This is a genomic window from Enterococcus moraviensis ATCC BAA-383, assembly GCF_000407445.1.
Classification (GTDB): Bacteria; Bacillota; Bacilli; order Lactobacillales; family Enterococcaceae; genus Enterococcus_L; species Enterococcus_L moraviensis.
On sequence record NZ_ASWB01000001.1, the window covers coordinates 746,982 to 770,257 of the forward strand.

Genomic DNA, 23,276 nt, shown 5'->3' on the forward strand with positions numbered 1-23,276 from the left:
GTTATTTCCCCTTCTCAATATACTCTCCCAATAATTTTTGTGCCTGTTCTTTCGTCCATCCAAAGTTTTCCATTTCTGCTAAAAAGCGTTCAATGACTTGTTCAACTGCTCGATTTTGTAAGTCATTGATTTTTACGGTATCTTCAGTTACAAAGCGTCCTAACCCACGTTTAGAAAACAATATGTTTTCACGTTCCAATTCCTGTAAAGCACGTTGAACAGTATTTGGATTCGTGGCTAACTCGACCGCCAGTTCTCTTACAGCTTTTACTTTATCTCCTGGCTCAAGTTTCCCTGAAACAATTTGTTGAATAATAAAGCTCATTATCTGTATATAAATTGGTCGATCTGTATGGAAATCCATGGCTTTACCTCCAATTGATTTTCACCTTCACTAGTGTTCTAGTTAAATAGTACACTAGTCAGAAAAATTTTTCAATAGTTTTTTGACCGATTAAAAATAGAGCCAAAGACAAACGAAATCTATTTTACGGATTCCCTTGTCTTGGCTCTATTTTAACGATCAATTTTTTTACTGTAAGCTTTTGACTGTTTCTCGAATATTTTCTGTGCGCGTGATGGCGGATATCACTGAGACTCCATCAACGTCTGTTGCCAATACATCGGAAACATTCTCTGTACTGATCCCACCGATTGCGACTACAGGTTTATTCGCTTCTTTTATCAAATGCTGAAGCGTTTTTATACCAATTGGTTTTTCAGCATCTGGCTTAGATTGCGTACCATAAACTGGTCCAATTCCATAATAAGTAATTTTTTCTAACTGGTTTGCTACGATGATTTCATGTTGATCATGACAAGATAAACCAACGATTTTAGTAGGAAATAACCCAATAACTTCCTGGATATCTTGATTGTCTTGTCCTACATGTATACCATCTGCATCAATTTTCAATGCCAACTCAACATCATCGTTGATCAGAAATGGGACTTCATATTCCCTACATAAACTTTGACAAATTTTAGCCATGTTCATTTTATCATGAAACTCGGTCAAACTCCCTTGCCCTTTTTCTCGATATTGAAAACAAGTGATTCCCGCTTTTAAAGCTTCTTCTAAAATACTAGGCAATGTTCCTTCGATAATATCTTGCGTTCCTGCAATAAAATACACGGATAACATTTCTTTAGTATTTTTCACTATACTCAACCTTTCTAAATGCCCAATGATTGGTTGGGCCATTGCCAAAACCAACTTGAATCCCATCGGCAATTGCTGCTTGAATAAAACCTTTAGTCGTATGAACAGCCTCTCTTACTGAACGACCTTTAGCCAATTCAGCCGTAATACATGCTGAAAACGTACAACCGGTACCGTGTGTATTTTTAGTAGCGATCCTTGGAGCAGATAACCAATCGGCTTGACCATCTTCTAATAATAGCAAATCCGTTGATTGTGTTCCTTCAAGGTGGTGTCCCCCTTTTATAACTACGTTCTTTACACCTAATAATTGGATTTCTTTTGCAGCTGTAAGCATGTCCTCTTTGGTTGAGATCGTTCTATTTGCAATAACCTCAGCCTCTGGAATATTCGGTGTAATAACCATTGCTTGTGGCAACAGCTCTTCGACCAAGGCTGTCACAGCTGTCTCTTTTAATAACGCATGACCACTTTTGGCTATCATTACTGGATCAATGACTAGTGGACCAAAATCCGTATTTCTTAAAAAAGTTGAAACCAATTGAGTGATTTCAGCGGTAAATAGCATGCCCGTTTTTACAGCAGAAATTTTAAAATCTTCTTTAATGATTTCTAATTGATCTTGAATCGCTTCTATTGGAATATCGTATACTTTTTTTACACCTTGAGTATTTTGAATCGGTAAAGCAGTCAAAACAGAGGTGCCAAAGACAATTCGTTCTTGAAATGTCTTCAAATCAGCTTGCATTCCAGCACCGCCGCCACTATCAAAACCTGCAATCGTCAACGCTTGTATTGTTTCATTCATTTACCATCCACCCTTTCAATTCGTCCTTTTTCTTTAACCAATTCACTATCGATTCCCGATAATTGATCCAACAAATAGGTTCTAAACGATCCCACTAAAACATTTGGCAGTTGTTTTGCGACAATTTCTCCTGCTAAAGCATACATCGTACTTGCAAGAGCGATACTTTCTAACGAGTGGGTTTCATCCACGGCTAAAAAGGCTCCGCAAACACAGCCATGCAAACAACCGGCTCCTGTCATCTTCGTAAAATAAGGAGTTCCGTTTTTTACAAGATAGGTTTTTTTTCCATCTGTTATCGTATCAATTACGCCACTTACTGCGATATATGACTGTGTATCTAGCGCTACTTTTTCAGCAATTTCCAGAATATCTCCTGAACCTTCTCCAGCATCCACTCCCTTAGCAGCCCAGGTAATGCCACCTAATGCAGCAATTTCCCCAGCATTTCCTCGAATGAGAGCGGGTTTGACTTGGTTTAATAGTTCTTTTACTGCTTCTTTACGATACTTCGTCGCACCTACTCCAACAGGATCTATCACAACAGGTTTCCCTAATTCGTTTGCTTTTTTCCCAACCCTTATCATCGCAGCCAGTTGTTCATCGTTTAACGTCCCTAAATTTAAAACAACGGCATCAGCAATTGAAGCTACCTCTTCCATTTCGGCTAATGTACTCGACATAAATGGTGACGCACCAATTGCGAGCAACCCATTAGCCGAATCATTTGCGACAACAATATTTGTAATATTATGAACAAGTGGATTTTTTACTCTCAGCTCGTCAACCAGATTATAATTCATCATTTTTTAGCCCCCATTTTTGCTTTATATACGCCATTTCCCAAAAATCCAATTCCTCATAACTACTGATGATAAACGCTTCTTTCATACGTATGCGTTCTTGCGGTGACGTTTGTTCCGCTAAATAATCTGTCAATCTTCGTTGCCTCAAAACGGCTTCTCGATAACTCTCACTTTCATAAGTTTCGATCCAACGCTGATAGAGGGGATTTGGAGAACCGTTTTTCATTAATTCCTCGCCAATTTCTTGATACAACCAATAGCAAGGTAGTAATGCGGCTGCAATCCGAGCTAAACTGTTGCTTGCAACTTCTCGATACATATGCGAGGTATAATGATACGCAGCAGGTGCAATCGGGGTTTCCAGAATTTCTTTTTCTGTTACTTTAAGTTCTTTAAAAAATGTATCTCTAACTGATATTTCTGCTACTTCTAAGCTTTTTACACCCTCTAAAAAAATCGTTTTTATCGTTTCATCCGTTGCCAATTCTGCCGCCTTAAAATGGATTTTGCTAAACTGTTCCAAATAATACCGATCTTGGATTAAATAAAAACGAAAAATATCCGGTGCTAATGTCCCTGCTTTTAATTCTACAATAAATGGATGTTCCTTGCTTTGGCACCAGATTTGTTCAACTGCTTTTCTTGCCTCATCGGTAAATGTCATACAATTCCTCCTCGATTTTTTTGAGAAGAATCTTAAAAAACAGAAAAAAACCCCATAAAATGTTAAAGAACCATTTCATAGAGTTGAGTCGTGGTATTCTATTTCTCAGACTACTTCCCTACGCGAGTATCAACTCACAGGTTCAAAGGGTCCGTTCAAACGAACATCTCAGTCAAAGTGACTCCCCTAGTACTTATCTAAAGTATACCATAGTATTTTTTTTAGTCGACAAAAATAAGACCAAGACATCACGTTAGATCGCATGTCTCAGTCCTATAAAGATCTCATTTGCTCACCATCTAGACAGTAAAACAGAGACGTTTAGTCTTCTATTGATTCTTTTTTTTCTTCTTTAACAGCATGAAGGCCCATTTTTATTTCTTGCCTTTTTTGGACTAGAACGTAAATAAAACCGATCAAAAATGGTAAAACAAAACTCCCAAATCGATATAAGAGTAATGACGATACTGCATCGACCGTTCCAACCAACGGTTTAAAAAGTAATAAGTACACAAATTCAAAAGGACCAATCCCAGCAGGTGTTGGAAAAACTCCTGATAAAATAACAGAGAAACTAGTAAAAGAAAGAACCAAAAGAAAATCAATATTCGGATGATTTTCAACTAATACTACGTAAGGGATCACATACCAAAACAAGAGTTTCAAAACGTTCCAACCGAAAATGCGAATCATCGCTGAGCGGTCTTTCGTAATAGTCTGAACGGTTTCTCTTAATGAATAAATTTGTAAATTGCATTTATCCACCCAGTCTCTTAATCTTTTTCGTTTAAAATACTTATTCGCCCAAATTATTAAAAATATTTGAAGATTAATACTGCTCGAAAGAATCAATAATGAAAAGATAATAACAAACGTTAGTACGACCCCAACTAAAATAAACGGAATCATTTTTGGTGCATGCTCATAAAACAATGAAAATTGAAAAATCAGACCTAACACCGATAGAAAAATAACAGCGACTTTATACATGATCATATGCAACGCTGTCACGCCGACACCTTGAGAAACGGCCAATCCTTTTTTCTTATAAAAATAAATTTCCGACAGCAATGTCCCAGTACCAAATGAAATTACCCGATAAAAGGCAACATAACAAGAAGTAAAGAAACCGTCTTTCGTTGTAAAATCTTTTTGAAAATCAGACGCGATCTCTTTAATCGATCGTCCTTCAACTATTTGATAAATTATCCCTAATAAAATGACTAGGGCAACAACGATCCAGCTCGTTTCCATTAATTGAGCAAATATATCACTGAGAGAATTATCCATCACATAGATAATGACCCCAATAAAAATAGCTAACAAGCCAATATTCAGGAAAACTTTTGTTTTAGAATTGCTTTTCATAGATTCTCCCCACTAGAATTGTATTCACGACTATTTTCTATAACTAAAATAAATAATTGCAATAGCCACAAGTGTACCAAAAACAAAGAAAAAATAAAAGCGAAATTTTCGCGTTTTATGATGAAAAAGTTGTTGTGCCAGCAAACCGCCGATTCCCCCTCCAATCAATCCTATAACTAAAAGATTGCGTTCGGGAACTCTCCATTTTTTTCTTATTGCGCGTTGTTTATCAAGGTACATCATATAAAATTCAATCAAATTTACTACGAGCAAATACATCCATGGTATATGCTGTAAAAAATCGACCATATTTCTTCCTCCAAAATCTTACTCTTATTAGAATACCTTGAAAGAGTGTTTGATGTAAAGAAATTCAAGCACTCGTATGCCATCTATTTTTCTGACTTAGGTACAAAAACTGTCAAACCATGTTTGATAACAGTCATTTTGACTGGTAAATCCTCACTTGGATCTCCATCGACTCTTGTACCAACTTTCTTTTCATCTGTGCTTTTTATCATTATTTCAGATGCAGTCATATAGTTGATATTTGGTAATTCATAGATTTTACCTAAAATAATTTTTGGTAAATAAAATGCCATTTTGAAAAAATTTAATTTTGGCAAGATCGTCAAATGGAACAATCCATCATCTGGAGAGGCAGAATCATCAAAATTCGTATAGCCCCCAACAGAGTTGGTCATCGTTACAGTGACTAATTGCGTTTTCCCTTGCCAATGTTCCTTTTCCGTTTTGATTTCTAAACGGTAACGTTTTTTCTTAGCTAATAACTTGAAAAAGTTTTTCACAAAAATTATTTTCCCGTATTTTTGTTTTTCTTCTTGACTGATTCGAGCAGCAGTATCTGCTAATATCCCAATCGTCATTGTGCTAATGATCACTTTTTCATTTATCATTCCATAATCGATTTTTTTGGTCGCCCCACCTAAAATTATATCTGCAGCTTCTTCAAATTTTAAAGGTATCCCAAGTACTCTTGCCATGTTATTCACTGTTCCACCAGGCAATAAACCAATCGTTAAATGGGGTAATTCTTCTTTAAAATCTTCGACATTATGATTGATGGTCCCATCTCCACCAATGAATATCAGCGTATCAACATTTTCCGTTTTTGCTTTTTCTACAGTTTTTTTGCTATCACAATCTGGTCCAACTTGTTCTAAAAGAAAATGTGTCTCTGTTTGTCCATGTTCTTTCGCGTAGTCAACAAACTGCTCAGCTAACTCTTTGCCTTTATCTTTACCAGATGTTTGGTTAAAAAGAATCATTACATTTTCCATACTATTTTCTCCTTTTCTATGCTTGAATGCACTCTTTTCTCTCTGTTTTAATTAAACTCATTAAGTCTGACAGAAAAATAGGAAGTAAGCCACTACCCGTAACTTTACTCCCTCTTTTCTAATTTTACTATTATTTTCACTAGTTATAAATTATTTAGCGTTTGATTCAGCAATTTTTACGATGACATCTGTTGCTTTTTCCATTGATTGTAATGAAACGAATTCAAAACGCCCATGCATATTTTCTCCACCAGCAAAAATATTTGGTGTAGGAATACCTAAATAAGAAATCTTAGAACCATCTGTTCCCCCTCGAACTGGTTCAATCAACGGATCAATATTTAGTTCGATCATCGCATTTTTAGCTAATTCAATAATACTCATGTCTTTTTCGATAACTTCACCCATATTATAATATTGATCGAATAAATCGATTTGAACGCGTTCTTGATCAAATGGTTGATTGATGATTTCTTGGATTTTAAGAATCAACGCTTTACGTGCTTCAAATTTTTCGCGATCATGGTCACGAATAATATAAGTCATTTTAGCTTCTTCTGGTGTTCCGCTCATTTGTGCTAAGTGGAAGAACCCTTCATAACCATCTGTTTTTTCTGGTACTTCATTTTGTGGTAACTGATTTTGGAAATCAATTGCCAATTGTATAGCATTGATCATCGTATTTTTAGCTGTTCCAGGATGGACATTTTTTCCTTGGATCGTAATTTCTGCTTGGGCTGCATTAAATGTTTCATATTGTAACTCCCCAACTGGTCCACCGTCCATTGTATACGCAAAATCGACATTAAACTGTTCCACATCAAATTTATCTGCTCCAACACCAATTTCTTCATCTGGACCAAAGGCCACACGAATCGTTCCATGTTTGATCGATGGATCGTTGATCATGATTTCCATAGCCGTCATGATTTCAGCAATACCAGACTTATCATCCGCACCTAAAAGTGTTGTTCCATCTGTTGTGATCAACGTTTGATTGGCATAATTTTTTAGATTAGGGAAATCAGTTGTATTTAAAGTGAATTTTCCGTCACTATCTAATTTGATTGTTGACTCACCATCATAATTTTCAATGATTTGTGGATTCACGTTGACTGCATTGAAATCTGCTGTATCCATATGCGCAATAAAGCCGATAGATCGAACGTCTTTTTCTATATTACTTGGTAATGTTGCTATTACAAAACCATTCGTTTCGTTATAGATTACATCACTCATACCAAGTTCTTCTAGCTCCTTTTTTAAGGTTTGAGCAAAAGCAACTTGAGTTTGAGTAGATGGTGTTGTTTCACTATTAGGATTAGAACGTGTTTCTGTTTTTACATAGCGTAAAAAACGTGGCAATAAATTTTCATACATTGTTTTATTCCTTCTTTCTAATTTATTTAAATTTAAATGGATTTGTATTGACTTCTGATTCAAAAAAAGTGATATCCCAATTATAGTCTTTTTTCCATTGATTGAATAGTTCAACCAATTTAGGTTTGCATAATTGCTCGATATAATGTCCTGGATCGATCACAGAAAGACCTTCTGTCAACATATCATGCCCGGTATGATAATAAACATCCCCGGTAATATAAACATCTGCTTGTTTTTTGATTGCGTCACGGAAAAATGTTTCACCACTACCGCCGCAAATTGCGACTCGTTGGATCATTTGCTCTTCATTATCAGTCACAATCCGTAATCCGTCCAAATTAAACTTCTCTTTGATGAGTTGAGTGAATTTACGTAAAGAGACGGGTTCAGCTAACTCACCAATTCGTCCAAGACCATACTCTTTTACATGGTTTTCAATGGTATACACATCATAAGCTGGTTCTTCATATGGGTGGTTTATAATCATAGACGCAATGACTTGCTCTTGAATGGTTTCTGGAAAAATCACTTCTATCTTCGCTTCTTGAACCGTCTCTTCTGACCCAATTTTACCAATTGTAGGGTTAGAACCATATTCAGGTGTAAAACGACCTGTACCAACTAGTGAATAACTTGTATTCCGATAAGCCCCTTGTTGACCTGCTCCTGCCAGACCTAATTGTTCGCGCATTTTTGGCGCATCATCAATAGGGACATATACAGCTAATTTTTTATACGCAATCGTATGTGTTTTTGTGAGGTATGTTGTATTTTCAATCGCCAATAGCTCGCAAAACCAATCATTTAGCCCATTTTCAATAATATCCATATTTGTATGTGCGGCAAATACTGCAATATCATGCTTTAATAAATCTGCGTACATTTTCGTTTGAGGATCGTCTGTATCTAAACGCTTTACACTACGGAAAATGGGGGGATGTTTTGCAATAATCAAATCAACTTTTTTTTCGATTGCCTCAGCTACAACTTCTGGACGTACATCTAGTGTTACTAAAACTCGATCAATTTTTTTATTTAGCGTACCGATATGAAGTCCGACAGGGTCACCCGTTTCGGCTAACCATTGTGGACAGTATGCCTCAAATCGGTCAATAAATGTTTTGGCATCAAGACTCATTTGACAGGACCTCCTTGATTTGAGCGATTTCTTTTTCAATTTGGTTGATTCTTTCTTCTTGGGTGTTTTGAGCGCGAGTAAGTTGAGCCACAATTCGTTCTCTTTGCTCTAATTCGCTTTGCCATTTTTTATTGAAAGCAGCTGGTCGTCTTTCTAACAATATAGGTCCGAAAAGACATTCTTTTTCTGAGTAAGCGACTCTATTTGTTTGTCTGAGTGCAACTATGATTTCATAGATTTTAGTATTCTCTTCTAAAATATCTTCTTCAATAATGGTGTAACCATGATCAGTCAACCAATTTCTCAGGTTTTTTTCACCAATATTGGGTTGTAAAATCAATCGTTCATTCCCTTGTAACCGCTGATTGTTCCATCCAGCTTCTAAAATATCACGAATCAAGGTTCCACCCATACCACAAATGGTAACTGCATTGATTGCGTCTGATTGTTCTATCGCAGACAGGCCATCCGCCAAACGAACAACTATTTGTTCTTCTAAGCCATTTTTTCTAACTTGTTTTCGTGCTGCTTCATAAGGTCCTTCGACTACTTCTCCGGCTACAGCAAAATCTAGTTTATTCTGCAAAACTAACGCAACGGGTAAATAGGCATGATCTGATCCGATATCGGCCAAACGGCTTTTATCTGGTACAAAATCACCGACCCGTGCTAAACGTTTTGATAATTGTTTTTCATTCATCGTCTCGACTCCTCCGTGATTATTATAACATTGAAAATGTGCCTTGAAAACTTGCAAGCCAATGAAAACCAATCTTTTTGAACACCATTATCTTGTATGTGTTCTAGCCTTGCTCCCCTCACAGTTCCCTATCAATCCATACAAAAAAACTGTCCCTTGAACGTTTCCGTTCAAAAAACAGTTGTTTTTTATTCATGCAGTGCTTGTTTTAATAATTTTTTACTTTGCATCCGTTGTAAGGTAATGGTTGCCGGATTTTTTTCAAGTTGGTCTGCCATTGGTCTCAAGTACTCATAATTCAGTAACTCTTTCAAGTCGCTGTCCTTTGTTTGGTCGTAAAACTCAACCACAGCTGGAACGGCTTCGATTCCTATAGTGTAAAATACTTCAATGTCTAACTCTTCGATCTGGCCTGATTGATATTTTTGGATATTAAATGCTGCAATATCGTTTCCTGTATTTCTAAAACTGATGCCTAAAATACTCAATGCCACCACAATAATCGTTATTCTGATGTAATGAAACGGCCGCCACAACGCTACGATAAATAGACAAACACAAATAAATAAGACAATCATGAAACACGATGTATTGAATCGAAGAATCGTTAAACCAAAGGACGAAATGTACAATTGCATTTTTGCAAAGCCTAAGACAATCAATCCAAGTGTTTCAATGCCAATCATACTCAGCCCTAATGTAATTATTTTTTGATTATCACTTAATGATTTTATGACCAAAAACATTGTAACATTAATAAGTGAAACGAGTGATAACTGGAAAAATCCTGTTCGAGCATAGTCGGAAACCGCCATACTTGAAAATGGTTCTTGTCTAAAGTCAAAATAGCCAAGGATTGCTGTTGCAAAGAAAACCAAATATAACAAGATAAAACTAACAAGAACAGTCAACAATATGATTGGTTGTCCTTTACGCTTCCGATTTCTCTTCTCATCTTCCGCTTCTTTAAGACTATTTTTATAAACAAATAAAAATAGATAGACGCCGATCGGCAATGCAAATAAAAAAGCAATGATTCGTTCTGCCATATTTTCTGAAAGTGTTACTGTAAAAGAATATAGAAATTGTTCAAACATGCTATCTGCCTTAGATAATAACAGTAAGACAACAATGAATATTGGGAGCGAAATCAACAACCCGATTCCTATATTCTTAATGGTTTTATCCTTTTTCTGTTCTGATTCTTTAAAGACAAATGTACTCCCTAAATTTTGGAACGGTCGCTTAAATGTTCCGATAATGATATCTGAGATTATAAATTGACTTAGATAGGGCACTCTTCTTTTTCCAGTTAAAACCAAGACCCAATAATTCATACTCAATAATAGAAAAATCAAATTCAATCCTAAAAAAACACGATTATCTAAAAAAGAAAAAGATAATCCCAATAATAAGCTATAGACTAAATAACCGTAATGATTCTTTTTCACTTGTTGATTCGTCACTTTAGCATAAGTAAATACCGTCGCACAGCTAACTATTGTTAATAAGGACACCCATATACCACCACTGCCATTCATAAATGCCCGAATCATCAAATAACCTAAAAATATACAAGCCCCCATAAAAATCAATTCTTTACTCGTCAACCACTGGTCGGCTTCTTCCTCATCGTATACTGATTCATCAAACTCATCAAAAAGTGCTTGTTCGTTCTCTCTATCGGTTGATTCGATTTCTTGTTGGTTATACATACTATCTTTCTGATCCTTTTCATCCATCTAGCTTATCATCCTCTCGGTACTCCAATAAATCTGCTGGTTGGCAATCTAACGCTTTGCAGAGTGCTTCTAATGTACTAAAACGGATTGCTTTTGCTTTATTATTTTTTAAAATAGAAAGATTTGCAGGCGTTAAATTAATTTTTTCTGCCAATTCCCCTGCACTCATCTTTCTTTTTGCCATCATGACATCGATATTAACAATAATTGCCATCAGATCGTAAAATCATTCTCTGTTTTAATTAAAAGTGCTTGGCAGAACACATTTTTAATTACTCGAACAACTAACCCAACAAAACCAGCTACACCAGCTAAGACAATCCAAGGAAAATAATAACTAGCCGATAGCAACAAAATCAACGCTTCCAAAAAGCATAACCAACTTGCTAGCCTAAGTATTTCGATATTTCGCTCACTAAATGTTTCATTATTATCGATATTTTTTATGAGACGCTGTAATAAAAAAAGAATCACTAAGCCTACAGCTAAACAACTTTCTAACGTAATCATAAACCAATGTTGATTTTTGAGTGATACAGCATCTAATGGGACAATCATCTCAATTACTTTTGGCATGAAGATCATCGTTAAAAGCAACATGCCTCCTACTATATATATACACCAGTGTGACAATTTCACTGACTTTTTTTCTGTCCATTCCATCTTTGTTACTCCCCCTTTTTTTGATAAATCTAGCATAAGGGAGTTATTTTTGAATGTCAATAAATTTTTATCGATTATCGATAAAAAAATATCGTTTACCATTTTAGAATCCATGCAAAATAGAGCGTTTCAAACACTTTTTTGGTTTCTTAAAATTTACTAAAGGGTCTTACTTTCGACAAAAAAAAGTATAAGACAAAACGACATACTCGTTTTGTCTTATACTTTAGATCAACTCAAAATGTGTGATTATTTTTTAGTTCAGCGACTTGTATCTTCCGTCTCTCTTTCTATTTTTCTTGCTTGCATCTCTTTTCTTAATTTTTTATGTGCTTTTTTCGATCCTCGTTCTAAATCTCTGATTTTTTTTCGATCCTGATAGTTTTCAAAAAGAGAGTCCAAATCATAATTCAAAGGATAAAGTTCTTTTGCACTGCGATCTAGCTTTAATTGCCGTTTGTGAACCGTCACTTTTTCATTGTCCACATAAATCACTACGTCATCTGTCATTTCAATAGGTTCATAAACTAAACCAATCTTTTTCTTCTCGGTCCAAAAGATGCGGTCTCCTTTTGTATATTTTGGAAAAATGGTTTGCTCTTTTGCTTTTTTGATTTTATAAAGTTTCTCTTCTTTTTTTGTTGAATAGTGTCGATTGTGTAAATAATATTGTGCTTGTTTCACAACCTGTTTATCCAGATTCATCTTATTTGCGATCCAAAATGCATTACTTTCTCCCGTTTCACCTAGAATTAACTGATACTTAGGCATTAAGTTTTCGGAATCAAAGGCCATTGCTGCAGTTAAAAAATCCTCATGTTCTTCAGAAAAGCGTTTGATTTCGCCATAGTGGGTCGTTGTAATAATTATACTGCCTTTTTTATAGAATGCTTCCATGATCGCAATCGCTAAAGCGGCCCCTTCATTCGGTTCCGTCCCACTACCAATTTCATCTAATAAAATCAAACTGTTGCGCTTGGTTTTAGCAAGAATTTCAGAGATATTATGCATATGACCTGAAAAGGTACTTAAGGCATTTTCGATACTTTGTTGGTCACCGATATCAACAAAAATCTGATCAAAAATAGCAATATTTGTTCCAGAATCTGCGATAATTTGTACTCCTAACATTGTCTGCAAGGTAATCAGCCCCACTGTTTTTAACACAACCGTTTTTCCACCAGCATTGGGTCCCGTGATTGTTAATCCCCGATATTCTTGTCCTAAAGAGAGATTCAATGGTACAGCATTTTCTCCTAGCAACGTGTGTTTTACGTTGACAAATTTAACGATTCCGTCTTGATTGATTTTTGGTTCGATCCCATTGATTTCTCTACTATATTTCGCTTTCGCAAAAATCATATCGTATTGTGCCACTACTTCGATGTTTGATTGAATCAAAACCATTTGTTCTGCAATCAACCCTGTTAAAGTAGAGAGTATTTGATATATTTCTGTGGCTTCTTCCATTTTCAGCTGGTACAGTTTGTCATTTAGCTTCGCTACTGTCGCAGGTTCAACAAAAACAGTTGTTCCTTTTGAAGAAGCTTCTATGATACTGCCAGGAATTTGGTTTTTATATGTTGCTTTGATCGGTATTGTAAAACGATCATTCTTCTTTACAACAATTGCTTCTTGGATTTTTGGTTTATTTTGTGTGTTTCGAAGAAATGCATTTAATTTCATTTCAATTTCTTTCTCACACTCTTGAATTGCTCTACGAACTTTTCTTAGCTCACGGCTAGCATCATTTTCCACTTGATTGTTTCGAATCGTCTGGTAAATTTCATTTTCAATCTCAGAAAACAATTGTAAGGATTCACTATATTTCGATAAAAGCGGTGCAATAAATTGATTTTTTTCCATGAATGAACGAATCAATCGACTGCTTCTAAGGAAATCAGCATAGCTAACTAATTCATTTGGTTCTAAAATAAACCCTTTTTCTACTTGTTTAGTCAAGTGTTCAATATTATTTAATCCCATGAATGGAACATGGAGATTGGCTTCAAGCAGAGCTTTTGCTTCAGCCGTTTCTTGTAATCTTTTCTTGACGACAGCCAAATTGCTGCTAGGTTGTAAGTTTTTTATCCGTTCTTTTCCGTAGTAGCTGATCGAATAAGTCATTAGTTTTTCTTTGATTACGTTAAATTGTGTTTTACTATAAGTTTCTTGATTCATTTGTATCTCCTTTTCATTTGAGAGATACCTATCGTTTAGAATAGGTCAAAGGTATTCCTGTATAGATGCCTTATTTCTATCATTGAGGGGACAAAAAAAGGGATGAAGCTTCCCTTCATCCCTCAAAAATTAGTAAATAAAGATAGAATATACTGCAATCTATCAGGTATTTTTTATGAGTTAAGATAGGTATCAACTTAGGTATGCTAAAGAAGCCATCAAAAATGGTCAATTATTCTTCAGCTATTCATTTCCTGTTGTTAGATACTTACACTCACAAAAACACCTCTATGGCTTTCTTTGACTATTCATTTCTCGATAAAAGTATACCTTGATTTTTCTAACACGTCAATCAAAATTTGGGGTTCAACGAATCAGCTCGTTTCATAAACAACTAATTTATAGAGTTCTAAATACAACTGCCCTGATTTTTCCCAGCTAAAGTCTGTTTCCATCGCCACTTTCATCAATGATCTCCACGTTTGCTGATCCTGTTCGTACACTTCGATTGCTTCTAAGAGAGTTTCCATAAAACACTCAGAGTTAAATCTAGTAAAACTAAACCCAGTACCTGTTTTTGCGACTGGCTTGTATGGACGGACGGTATCTTTTAAACCACCAATTTCATGCACGACTGGTAAAGTCCCATAACGCATCGCAATCATTTGAGATAAACCGCACGGTTCTGTAACAGATGGCATTAAAAACAAATCCGCTCCAGCATAGATCCATTGCGCTAGTGATACATCAAATAAAATATTGGCACTGAATTTTTCTGGGTAACGTCTGGCAAATTCCTTGAGAGTTTGTTCAATGTCATTCTCTCCTGTTCCTAATAAAATCAATTGAACATCTTGTTGGAGCAGCTCATTTAATTTATCTACTAATAATTGAAATCCTTTTTGATTGGTTAATCGACTAACAATAGCAATTAATGGTATATCTGGTTTAACTGGTAATTTAAGTCTTTGTTGAAGTGCTTGTTTATCTTGTTTTTTTCCTATTAAATTTGTTGATGAAAAATTAGCTGAAATGAGCTTATCCGTCTCAGGATCGTTCATTTCATAGTCGATTCCATTAACGATACCACTCAACTTCTCTTGTTTCTCCCGTAACACTTCATCTAGCCCAAACCCAAATTCTGCGGTTTTAATTTCCTCTGCGTAAGTTGGACTTACCGTATTTATACGATCTGCATAGACTATTCCTGTCTTCAAATAATTGATTCCGTCGCGAAAATAAGTACTATTTTCATTAAATCGTTCTGGTTCTAATCCAAACAAATCTGATAATACTTCTTTAGCATACGCCCCTTGAAATTCGATATTGTGGATCGTCAATATTGTTTTGATAGAAGTATATTTCTCCACTGATTGCTTGCTTTCCTTCAACAAAAATGGAACCATTGCCGTATGGAAATCATTGACATGGATAACGTCAGGGATCAGTTCAATCTTTTCTAACATCTTTATGATCGCCAAAGAAAAAAAAGCAAATCGTTCATTGTCATCCGAATAGCCATACAAATTATCACGATCAAAATAATACAAATTATCAATAAAATAATAGGTTACTTCCTGTAAGATCAACCGTTTAATCCCGCAATACTGATGCCGCCACCCCACTTCAACAGAAAACTCAACCAAATCCTCGCATTGTTTTTTATACAGATCGGGCATTTTCGTAAAATAAGGTAAAACAACGGACATCTCCATTCCCTTTTTACTTAATTCCTTAGGTAACGCCCCAGCCACGTCGCCCAGCCCACCCGTTTTAAAAAATGGCACACATTCAGCTGATGCAAACAATACCTTCATTTCGCTTCGCCTCCATAAACATCTGCTGAAACAACTTGATCTTTTTTAATTACAACTGGTTGTTCCGCGGTTCCAGAGATTTTAATCCCCGCCTCAACTGATACGTTTTTATCCAATATTGCATATTCAATCACCGCATCTTCCGCAATAGTAGCATTTGACATAATGATTGAGTGACTAACTTTACTGCCTTTTTTAATGATTGCCCTTCTTGAGATCAAACTATTTTCAATATGTCCCTCAATAATGCACCCTGTAGCACACTGACTATTCTTAACGAGAGAATCTTTAGAATAGTAGGTTGGTACTTCATTTTTTAGTTTTGTGTAGATTTTTTGTTTTGAATAAAGCAATGCGTTAAATTTAGTTGAATCTAGCATATCCATATTCGCTTGATAATAAGAGGCTACATCATGGATGTTACTTAAATAGCCTGTGTATTCATACGCAGTAGTTGTTTCTTCTGCTATTTTATGTTGAAGGAACGTGTGGAGATTAGGCGACGTATCATTTTGTTGACCCATTTCCAATTGCTGGATCAGCCATTTTGTCTGAACGATGTAAATATCCATGCATAAATTCAATTGTTCTTTTGTTTCTTCATCAGGTTTAAACTCATAGAAACTAATTGCTCTTCCTTCTTCATCAACTTGAATAATCCCCTCATTCACCATAATTTTTTCACGTTCTACTCGCTTATAAACAACCGTCAATTGATTCTTTTGTTTACGATGGCTCTTTAAAACTGCGTGTAAGTCAATATTACACAACATGTTGCTTCCCATAAAAACAGTATACTCTGCTTCTGATTTTTCAAGATAATCAATCACAGCATCGTAATAGGGGAATCCTTGCTTTTTTCGTTTTAAAAAATCCTGATAAAAATATACAAAGTAACGATTTTGTAATGAGTCTAGATTCCATTCTTTCCCACCACCGATATGATCAAATAAAGAACGGGTTTGTCCTTCGTTAAAAACCATAAAAATCGAATTGATATTTGCATTTGCAATACTTGAAAGCGGAAAATCAATCAAACGATACTTACAATCAAAAGGCAATGTATCTAGCGGTCGGTTCTCTGTTAAAGGCAATAACCCTTGAAACTTCGATACATTTCCTAAAATGGCACACATTTTTTTAGTTTTCATCGCTTTGCACCCCAATCACTTCTGAATAACCGATCACTTCAATCTCCTCTTCGTTAAAAATCATGGCATTATCACCGATGATGGCATTTTCACCAATGATCGCATTTTTAATTGTGACATTCTTTCCAATCTTAGCGCCTGGCATGATCACGCTTTGCTCAATCGTCGAACCCGCTTTCACCTGAACATCTGTCGACAAGATACTATCTGTTACATGTCCAGCCACATAACAACCATCCACAATCAATGAATTTTTAACTGAAGCTGTCTCAGTAATAAAATGCGGTGGCGAGATGGTATTCTTAGAAAATATCCGCCAGCTTTTATCCCGCATCTTTAGATCATTTTCTGAACGGATAAACTCCATATTCGCCTCCCATAACGAGTCGATTGTTCCAACATCTTTCCAGTAGCCATCAAAACGGTAAGCATACACATTTTCACCTGCTTCAAGATAAGTTGGGATAACGTGTTTGCCAAAATCAAGCATTTGACCATCTTTTGAATAACTATTAAGCAAAACATTTCGCAGTCGCCCCCAATTAAAGATGTAGATTCCCATTGAAGCGAGGTTACTTTTAGGTTCAGCTGGTTTTTCATCAAATTCGATGATTCGATCATTTTCATCCGTATTCATAATGCCAAAACGGGAGGCTTCTTTTAAAGGGACTTCAATGACTGCAACGGTTAAAGAGGCATTATTGGCGATATGTTCGTCAAGCATTGATTCATAATTCATTTTATAAATATGGTCACCTGATAAAATCAACACATACTGCGGATCCATTTGATCAATAAAAGAAATATTTTGATAAATTGCATGTGCCGTTCCTTCAAACCACTTCTCACCGTCAGAACTAGAATAAGGTTGTAAAATCGTCACACCTGAATCGATACCATCCAGGCCCCAGCTTGACCCATTTCCAATATGGCTATTTAATGCAAGTGGTTGATACTGCGTGACCACCCCAACATTTTTAATTCCTGAATTGATACAGTTACTTAATGTAAAATCAATAATTCGATAACGGCCACCAAAAGGCACGGCGGGTTTAGCGATATTTTTGGTCAGTTTTCCTAATCGAGTTCCTTGACCACCGGCTAAAATCATTGCTAGCATTTCTGTTCTCATCTGATACGGGTGAAAATCCACCCTGCCCCCTTTCAAAATTCAACATGGTATTTTGCTTTCTTACATAAATAACCTAGCTACTTGTATTGATTTTTTTAGGTTTCAAAATAATGGCCCCAAGTGCTGGAACAATTGTTTTGATTTGGTACTTAAAGTTTTTAAAGGATTCTGACTTCGTCTCGCTGATTTGATTATGGCGAACCCAAGTCCCACCAAATTCACGCATCTCTGTATTTAATACTTCCTCATAACTTCCAGGAAAAGGTACACCTATCGCAAAATTTTGCCTTTCAACCGGTGAAAAATTCAATACGATAATCAAAAAATCATTTGTACGTTTGCCTTTACGAATGAAACTCAGCACTGTCTCCTCACTATTATCTGCATCGATGATCTCCAATGTTTCTTGAGTATGCTCCATTTCCCAAAGTGCTTTTTCACTGTGGTAAAAGTGATGAAGTGTTTGGGTAAAATGCTGCATACTTCGATTCATTTCATCCTCCAAATCAACCCATTCTAAGCCTTGATTTGACTTCCATTCTAGAAACTGCCCCCATTCACTCCCCATAAATAACAACTTTCCACCAGGATGGGTCATCCAATATACATAAAGATTACGTAATTGGGCAAACTGCTTATAGCGATCGCCCCACATTTTGTGCAGCAAACTTCTTTTACCATGAACCACCTCATCATGTGACAAGGGCAATATATACTGCTCTTTCATCCTATACATAAATGAGAACGTCACCAACTTAAAATGGAACTTTCGAAAAGCAGCATCCATTTCATAAAAACTCAATGTGTCATTCATCCAACCAAGATTCCATTTATAATCAAAGCCTAATGCACCACTTTCGATTGAACCTGTAATTTTCGTTTCAGCTGAACTTTCTTCTGCAATCATTAGGATAGCAGGGTGCGCTCGTTTCACTACAGCATTTAATTTTTGTAAGAAGTAAAAACCAGCCCAGTTCCGATTGCTTCCATCTGCGTTAAGTAAATATGGCCCTTCATCGTAATCCAAATAAAGCATGTTCGATACAGCATCAACACGAATCCCATCAATATGGAAAAAATCGATCCAATATAATGCACTTGAGATCAAAAAACTTTGAACCTGTGGCTTACTTAAATCAAAATTTAAAGAACCCCAACGACTATTTTGAGCTTGAATCGGGTCCTTATACTCAAACTGAGCCGTCCCATCATAACTGGCTAGACCATCATCATTAATACAAAAATGTCCCGGGACCCAATCTACTAAAACTCCTATATTATTTATGTGGCACGCTTCGACAAACTCTTGAAACTCTTCAGGAGTTCCATAATAGGAACATAGGGCAAAATAGCCAATCAACTGATACCCCCAAGATTCACCTAGAGGATGTTCCATCAACGGCATAAATTCAATATGAGTAAACCCCATTTTTTTCACATAAGGAATCAATGTTTCTTTGAGTTTTTTAAATGTATAAGGCTTTCCATCTTCTTCTGACTTCCAAGAACTGGCATGTACTTCATAGATCGTCAATGGTTGTTGGAGATCATTTAAATCGTGACGACGTTCTTGCCACACTGTATCTCGCCATTTCCGTTTTGGTATCGTTTGGATGACTGCTGCATTATTCGGGCGTTTTTCAAAAATTGTTGCATAGGGATCAATTTTATAGACGTTTCTTCCATCTGCTTGCTTTACCAAATATTTATATAAGTGCCCTTCTTTTGGTATTATTGTAAAAATTTCCCACACACCAGAATGTTCCTCTTTGACTAAGGGTAATGAATGCTCCCAGTTATTAAAATCACCTACCAGCCAAACCGATTGAGCATTTGGCGCCCACATTCGAAAAATATAGCCTTTCTGCTGTTTTCTCTCTTTCTCGTGAACACCAAAGTAATCTTGACTATAGAAATTTTCACCCGTTTCAAAAAGGGCTCCTGCACTTTTCGTCTTAGTCATCTATCCTCTTCCTTTCACGAAACGAATCCTTATATTTCATGGTAAATGAAAAAAGTTGCAGAATATTTTCTTTTCTTTCCGACTTTTCCAAAAGAAAACACAATAAATTTTCTGAAACGATTGCTATTTTTGAGATTTTATCTTACTAAAAGCAGTAATGACAGCTAAAATAATCGTCATTGTTTTCGTGTTATCTTCTTGCTATTCAGCCGTTACATTAGATAAATATGTGTAATGTTACCCTAAATCTAACAACAAAATGAAAAAAAAGAAAGAATTAGCACTTCATATCGCAAATAAAAAGAGTATAAAACAAAACGAAGCACTCGTTTTGTTTTAGACTCTCTCATCAGTTTAATGTATTTGAAACGTTTAGTTTGCTAACCAATTTGCCACTTCTACTAATGCATCATTGATTCCAGCAGGGTTTTTCCCACCAGCTTGTGCCATATCTGGACGGCCACCACCACCGCCGCCAACTTTAGGCGCAATTGTTTTGATCAAATCTCCTGCTTTTAAGCCCTTTTCGTTTGCAGCTTTTGTCATTGCAGCTAACAAACTAACTTTTTCATCTTGTGCAGTTGCTAAAACTAACACATCCGAAAGTTCTTTTTGTTTCCATTGATCTGCTAATTGACGTAATTGGTTCATATCTTTTACATTTACTTGAGCAGCAATGTACGTTGTGCCATTTACTTCTTTAATATCTTTGAAAATATCTCCAGCTTGTTGATTTGCTAATTTTCCAGCCAGTTGTTCATTTTCTTTTTGTAAATCACGCAATTGTTGTTGTAATTGTTCCGTTTTTGAAACAACTTCTTTCAATTGTGGTGACTTCACGATTCCAGCAATTGTTTTTAATTGTTTTTCTTCTTCGTTCATAAGTTCATAAGCTTCTTTACTTGTGACAGCTTCAATACGACGAACGCCTGCACCAATCCCAGATTCAGAAACAATTTTGAAAACACCGATATCTTCAGTATTTTTCACATGAGTTCCCCCACATAGTTCGATTGAGTAACCACCGATATTTACAACACGAACTTCTTTACCATATTTCTCACCGAATAGAGCCATTGCCCCCATATTTTTTGCTGTATCAATATCTGTTTCGATGGTATCAACTGGCAATGCTTCCCAAATTTTTTCGTTTACGATTGCTTCCATTTGAACCAATTCTTCTGGTGTAACTTGTCCAAAGTGTGTAAAGTCAAAACGTAAATGGCCAGGAGCAACTAATGAGCCCGCTTGATTGGCATGATCGCCTAAAATATCTTTCAATGCGCGATGCAATAAATGCGTTGCTGTATGATTTTTCAAAATACGATTACGCATTTTTTCATCAACATGAAGCTCATATGTTGCACCTTCTGCTAATTTTCCAGTTATTTGAACTGTGTGTAGGAATTGTCCATTTGGCGCTTTTAAAACATTTTCCACATGGGCTACGATTGTCCCATTTTGATCCTTGATTGTTCCATGGTCCGCTACTTGTCCACCCATTTCAGCATAGAAAGGTGTTTCAGCAAAAATCAATTGTGCTGTACCATCTGAAAGTTCGCTTAAAATTTCTTCGTCTTTTAAAATGATCAACAGTTTGCTTGTCGCATTTAAATCACTGTAACCGACAAATTCACTGTCCACTTTAATATCTGTCAATACTGCTGATTGCACACCCATTGATGTTTCTTTCGTACGAGCAGAACGTGCGCGTTCTCTTTGTGCTTCCATTTCTTTTTCAAAACCAGCATGGTCGACTTTTAATCCTTCATCTTCGGCAACCTCTTCGGTTAATTCAACTGGGAATCCGTAAGTATCATATAATTTAAAGATCTCTTTCCCATTTAAAGTCTCTTCGTTAGCTGTTTTTACTTTCGTGATCAGTTCATTTAAAATATCTAACCCTTCATTAATTGTCTCATGGAAACGTTCTTCTTCCGTACGTACTACTTTTTCAATAAAGTCTTTTTGTTGTAGGACTTCTGGATAATAACTTACCATTACTTCGCCGACTACTGGCACTAATTTATATAAGAAAGCTTCGTTGATTCCTAATTTTTTACCATGCATAACCGCACGGCGCAATAGGCGACGTAACACATAGCCACGGCCTTCATTTGATGGTAACGCGCCATCACCGATTGCAAATGACAATGCACGGATATGATCAGCAATCACTTTAAATGAAATATCTGTTTGAGGTGACTGACTATACGTTACTTGACCACTTAGTTTTTCTACCGCATGTATGATAGGCATAAATAAATCTGTTTCAAAGTTGGTCGGTGCATTTTGAACGATAGAAACCATACGTTCTAAGCCCATACCCGTATCAATATTTTTATGTGGTAACGGTTCATAGCTATCATCTGCTTGATGATTGAATTCAGAAAATACTAAGTTCCATATTTCTAAATAACGTTCATTTTCACCACCAGGGTAATTTTCTGGATCATCTTCTGCAACATCATTAAAAGATTCACCACGGTCATAAAAAATTTCTGAATCAGGGCCACATGGACCTGCACCAATATCCCAAAAGTTATCTTCGATATCAATAATATGATCCATTGTTAATCCAACTTCTTCATGCCAAATCCGTTTTGCTTCGGTATCTTTTGGATACACCGTAACATATAACTTTTCAGGATCAAATGCCATCCACTCAGGAGATGTCAAAAATTCCCACGCCCAGTGGATCGCTTCTTTTTTAAAATAGTCTCCAATAGAAAAGTTTCCTAACATTTCAAACATCGTATGATGACGAGCTGTTTTACCAACATTCTCAATATCATTCGTACGAATTGATTTTTGCGCATTCGTAATTCTTGGATTTTCTGGAACTACTGACCCATCAAAATATTTTTTTAATGTGGCAACACCAGAGTTGATCCAGAGTAAAGTTGGATCATTAACTGGAACTAATGACGCACTCGGTTCTACAGAGTGCCCTTTTGATTTAAAAAAGTCTAAATACATTTGACGAACTTGACTACTTGATAATTGTTTCATTGTTTCATTCCTACTTTCCTCAGTGTATTCCTTAATTTTGTGCAATAAAAAAAGCGATATCCACTGCAATACAAGGACGAAAAATCGCGGTACCACCTTGTTTGCAATGAACTCGCTTGAACCATTCATTACCTCTTAACCTCTATAACGCAGAGTAGCGTTGATATTTCTATCAAAAATTAGCCAACGGGAGCAATTACATCATGGTGTTGTTCTTCTTTCAACAAATAAAGAACTTTCTTTGAACACGAATAAATGAATCATATCCTTTGGTTTCCTTACAAA

The 23,276-nt window shown here is 36.0% G+C and carries 20 protein-coding genes and 1 riboswitch; all 20 genes read right to left on the reverse strand.

Translation table 11 applies throughout. From position 1 onward, the window contains the following. Position 1: 1 nt before the first annotated feature. Positions 2–364 carry a GntR family transcriptional regulator gene (locus I586_RS03520; RefSeq protein WP_010764545.1) on the reverse strand — a complete coding sequence of 121 codons (363 nt, stop codon included), beginning with the start codon at positions 362–364 and terminating at the stop codon, positions 2–4. Between the two features lie 168 nt (positions 365–532). Then, on the reverse strand, positions 533–1,162 hold the full coding sequence (gene thiE / locus I586_RS03525; protein ID WP_244147859.1) for a thiamine phosphate synthase: 630 nt from the start codon (positions 1,160–1,162) through the stop codon (positions 533–535). Further along, positions 1,149–1,970, reverse strand: a complete 822-nt coding sequence (gene thiD, locus I586_RS03530; protein ID WP_010764543.1) for a bifunctional hydroxymethylpyrimidine kinase/phosphomethylpyrimidine kinase — start codon at positions 1,968–1,970, stop codon at positions 1,149–1,151. Before thiD ends, thiE begins: the two co-directional genes overlap by 14 nt. Then, on the reverse strand, positions 1,967–2,776 hold the full coding sequence (gene thiM, locus I586_RS03535) for a hydroxyethylthiazole kinase (protein WP_010764542.1): 810 nt from the start codon (positions 2,774–2,776) through the stop codon (positions 1,967–1,969). Before thiM ends, thiD begins: the two co-directional genes overlap by 4 nt. After that, positions 2,763–3,440: a thiaminase II gene (gene tenA / locus I586_RS03540; RefSeq protein ID WP_010764541.1), complete on the reverse strand. Its 678-nt coding sequence runs from the start codon at positions 3,438–3,440 to the stop codon at positions 2,763–2,765. The genes thiM and tenA overlap by 14 nt, the downstream gene beginning before the upstream one ends. A gap of 98 nt (positions 3,441–3,538) precedes the next feature. Then, positions 3,539–3,638: riboswitch (TPP riboswitch) on the reverse strand. A 123-nt stretch (positions 3,639–3,761) separates the two neighbouring features. Beyond that, positions 3,762–4,808, reverse strand: a complete 1,047-nt coding sequence (locus I586_RS03545; protein ID WP_010764540.1) for a lysylphosphatidylglycerol synthase transmembrane domain-containing protein — start codon at positions 4,806–4,808, stop codon at positions 3,762–3,764. Between the two features lie 30 nt (positions 4,809–4,838). Next, positions 4,839–5,117 (reverse strand): DUF1294 domain-containing protein, encoded by a 279-nt coding sequence (locus tag I586_RS03550; protein WP_010764539.1) that lies wholly within the window; start codon positions 5,115–5,117, stop codon positions 4,839–4,841. 83 nt (positions 5,118–5,200) lie between these two features. Beyond that, on the reverse strand, positions 5,201–6,109 hold the full coding sequence (locus tag I586_RS03555) for a diacylglycerol/lipid kinase family protein (RefSeq protein ID WP_010764538.1): 909 nt from the start codon (positions 6,107–6,109) through the stop codon (positions 5,201–5,203). Between the two features lie 150 nt (positions 6,110–6,259). Beyond that, positions 6,260–7,489, reverse strand: coding sequence for a peptidase T (gene pepT / locus I586_RS03560; RefSeq protein ID WP_010764537.1), 1,230 nt, complete (start codon positions 7,487–7,489; stop codon positions 6,260–6,262). 22 nt (positions 7,490–7,511) lie between these two features. Then, positions 7,512–8,630, reverse strand: a complete 1,119-nt coding sequence (locus I586_RS03565; RefSeq protein WP_010764536.1) for a Nif3-like dinuclear metal center hexameric protein — start codon at positions 8,628–8,630, stop codon at positions 7,512–7,514. Further along, the gene (locus I586_RS03570) at positions 8,620–9,330 is read right to left on the reverse strand and encodes a tRNA (adenine(22)-N(1))-methyltransferase (RefSeq protein WP_010764535.1); all 711 of its coding nucleotides are present in this window, start codon (positions 9,328–9,330) and stop codon (positions 8,620–8,622) included. The genes I586_RS03565 and I586_RS03570 overlap by 11 nt, the downstream gene beginning before the upstream one ends. Positions 9,331–9,518: 188 nt before the next feature. Then, complete coding sequence (locus I586_RS03575) at positions 9,519–11,072, reverse strand: DUF4153 domain-containing protein (protein WP_010764534.1); 1,554 nt, start codon at positions 11,070–11,072, stop codon at positions 9,519–9,521. Then, the gene (locus I586_RS03580; RefSeq protein WP_010764533.1) at positions 11,065–11,286 is read right to left on the reverse strand and encodes a helix-turn-helix domain-containing protein; all 222 of its coding nucleotides are present in this window, start codon (positions 11,284–11,286) and stop codon (positions 11,065–11,067) included. The genes I586_RS03575 and I586_RS03580 overlap by 8 nt, the downstream gene beginning before the upstream one ends. Continuing rightward, positions 11,286–11,735 carry a DUF2975 domain-containing protein gene (locus I586_RS03585; RefSeq protein WP_051092185.1) on the reverse strand — a complete coding sequence of 150 codons (450 nt, stop codon included), beginning with the start codon at positions 11,733–11,735 and terminating at the stop codon, positions 11,286–11,288. Before I586_RS03585 ends, I586_RS03580 begins: the two co-directional genes overlap by 1 nt. A gap of 261 nt (positions 11,736–11,996) precedes the next feature. Next, complete coding sequence (locus I586_RS03590) at positions 11,997–13,916, reverse strand: endonuclease MutS2 (RefSeq protein ID WP_010764531.1); 1,920 nt, start codon at positions 13,914–13,916, stop codon at positions 11,997–11,999. Positions 13,917–14,290: 374 nt separating this feature from the next. Further along, positions 14,291–15,733, reverse strand: coding sequence for a glycogen synthase GlgA (glgA, locus tag I586_RS03595; protein WP_010764530.1), 1,443 nt, complete (start codon positions 15,731–15,733; stop codon positions 14,291–14,293). After that, positions 15,730–16,884: a glucose-1-phosphate adenylyltransferase subunit GlgD gene (gene glgD, locus I586_RS03600; RefSeq protein WP_010764529.1), complete on the reverse strand. Its 1,155-nt coding sequence runs from the start codon at positions 16,882–16,884 to the stop codon at positions 15,730–15,732. The genes glgA and glgD overlap by 4 nt, the downstream gene beginning before the upstream one ends. Beyond that, positions 16,874–18,016 carry a glucose-1-phosphate adenylyltransferase gene (locus I586_RS03605; RefSeq protein ID WP_034701457.1) on the reverse strand — a complete coding sequence of 381 codons (1,143 nt, stop codon included), beginning with the start codon at positions 18,014–18,016 and terminating at the stop codon, positions 16,874–16,876. The genes glgD and I586_RS03605 overlap by 11 nt, the downstream gene beginning before the upstream one ends. Before the next feature lie 73 nt (positions 18,017–18,089). Continuing rightward, a complete protein-coding gene (glgB, locus tag I586_RS03610; protein ID WP_010764527.1) occupies positions 18,090–19,979 on the reverse strand; it encodes a 1,4-alpha-glucan branching protein GlgB in 1,890 nt (629 codons plus the stop codon). A 372-nt stretch (positions 19,980–20,351) separates the two neighbouring features. After that, entirely contained in the window at positions 20,352–22,991 is a 2,640-nt protein-coding gene (alaS, locus tag I586_RS03615) for an alanine--tRNA ligase (RefSeq protein ID WP_010764526.1), read from the reverse strand. Positions 22,992–23,276 lie beyond the last annotated feature (285 nt).

Coding starts and splice junctions, on each gene's coding strand:
- I586_RS03520 (WP_010764545.1), bottom strand. CDS start 364: ATGGATTTCCATACAGATCGACCAATTTATATACAGATAATGAGCTTT.
- thiD (WP_010764543.1), bottom strand. CDS start 1,970: ATGAATGAAACAATACAAGCGTTGACGATTGCAGGTTTTGATAGTGGC.
- thiM (WP_010764542.1), bottom strand. CDS start 2,776: ATGATGAATTATAATCTGGTTGACGAGCTGAGAGTAAAAAATCCACTT.
- tenA (WP_010764541.1), bottom strand. CDS start 3,440: ATGACATTTACCGATGAGGCAAGAAAAGCAGTTGAACAAATCTGGTGC.
- I586_RS03545 (WP_010764540.1), bottom strand. CDS start 4,808: ATGAAAAGCAATTCTAAAACAAAAGTTTTCCTGAATATTGGCTTGTTA.
- I586_RS03550 (WP_010764539.1), bottom strand. CDS start 5,117: ATGGTCGATTTTTTACAGCATATACCATGGATGTATTTGCTCGTAGTA.
- I586_RS03555 (WP_010764538.1), bottom strand. CDS start 6,109: ATGGAAAATGTAATGATTCTTTTTAACCAAACATCTGGTAAAGATAAA.
- pepT (WP_010764537.1), bottom strand. CDS start 7,489: ATGTATGAAAATTTATTGCCACGTTTTTTACGCTATGTAAAAACAGAA.
- I586_RS03565 (WP_010764536.1), bottom strand. CDS start 8,630: ATGAGTCTTGATGCCAAAACATTTATTGACCGATTTGAGGCATACTGT.
- I586_RS03570 (WP_010764535.1), bottom strand. CDS start 9,330: ATGAATGAAAAACAATTATCAAAACGTTTAGCACGGGTCGGTGATTTT.
- I586_RS03575 (WP_010764534.1), bottom strand. CDS start 11,072: ATGGATGAAAAGGATCAGAAAGATAGTATGTATAACCAACAAGAAATC.
- I586_RS03580 (WP_010764533.1), bottom strand. CDS start 11,286: ATGGCAATTATTGTTAATATCGATGTCATGATGGCAAAAAGAAAGATG.
- I586_RS03585 (WP_051092185.1), bottom strand. CDS start 11,735: ATGGAATGGACAGAAAAAAAGTCAGTGAAATTGTCACACTGGTGTATA.
- I586_RS03590 (WP_010764531.1), bottom strand. CDS start 13,916: ATGAATCAAGAAACTTATAGTAAAACACAATTTAACGTAATCAAAGAA.
- glgA (WP_010764530.1), bottom strand. CDS start 15,733: ATGAAGGTATTGTTTGCATCAGCTGAATGTGTGCCATTTTTTAAAACG.
- glgD (WP_010764529.1), bottom strand. CDS start 16,884: ATGAAAACTAAAAAAATGTGTGCCATTTTAGGAAATGTATCGAAGTTT.
- I586_RS03605 (WP_034701457.1), bottom strand. CDS start 18,016: ATGAGAACAGAAATGCTAGCAATGATTTTAGCCGGTGGTCAAGGAACT.
- glgB (WP_010764527.1), bottom strand. CDS start 19,979: ATGACTAAGACGAAAAGTGCAGGAGCCCTTTTTGAAACGGGTGAAAAT.
- alaS (WP_010764526.1), bottom strand. CDS start 22,991: ATGAAACAATTATCAAGTAGTCAAGTTCGTCAAATGTATTTAGACTTT.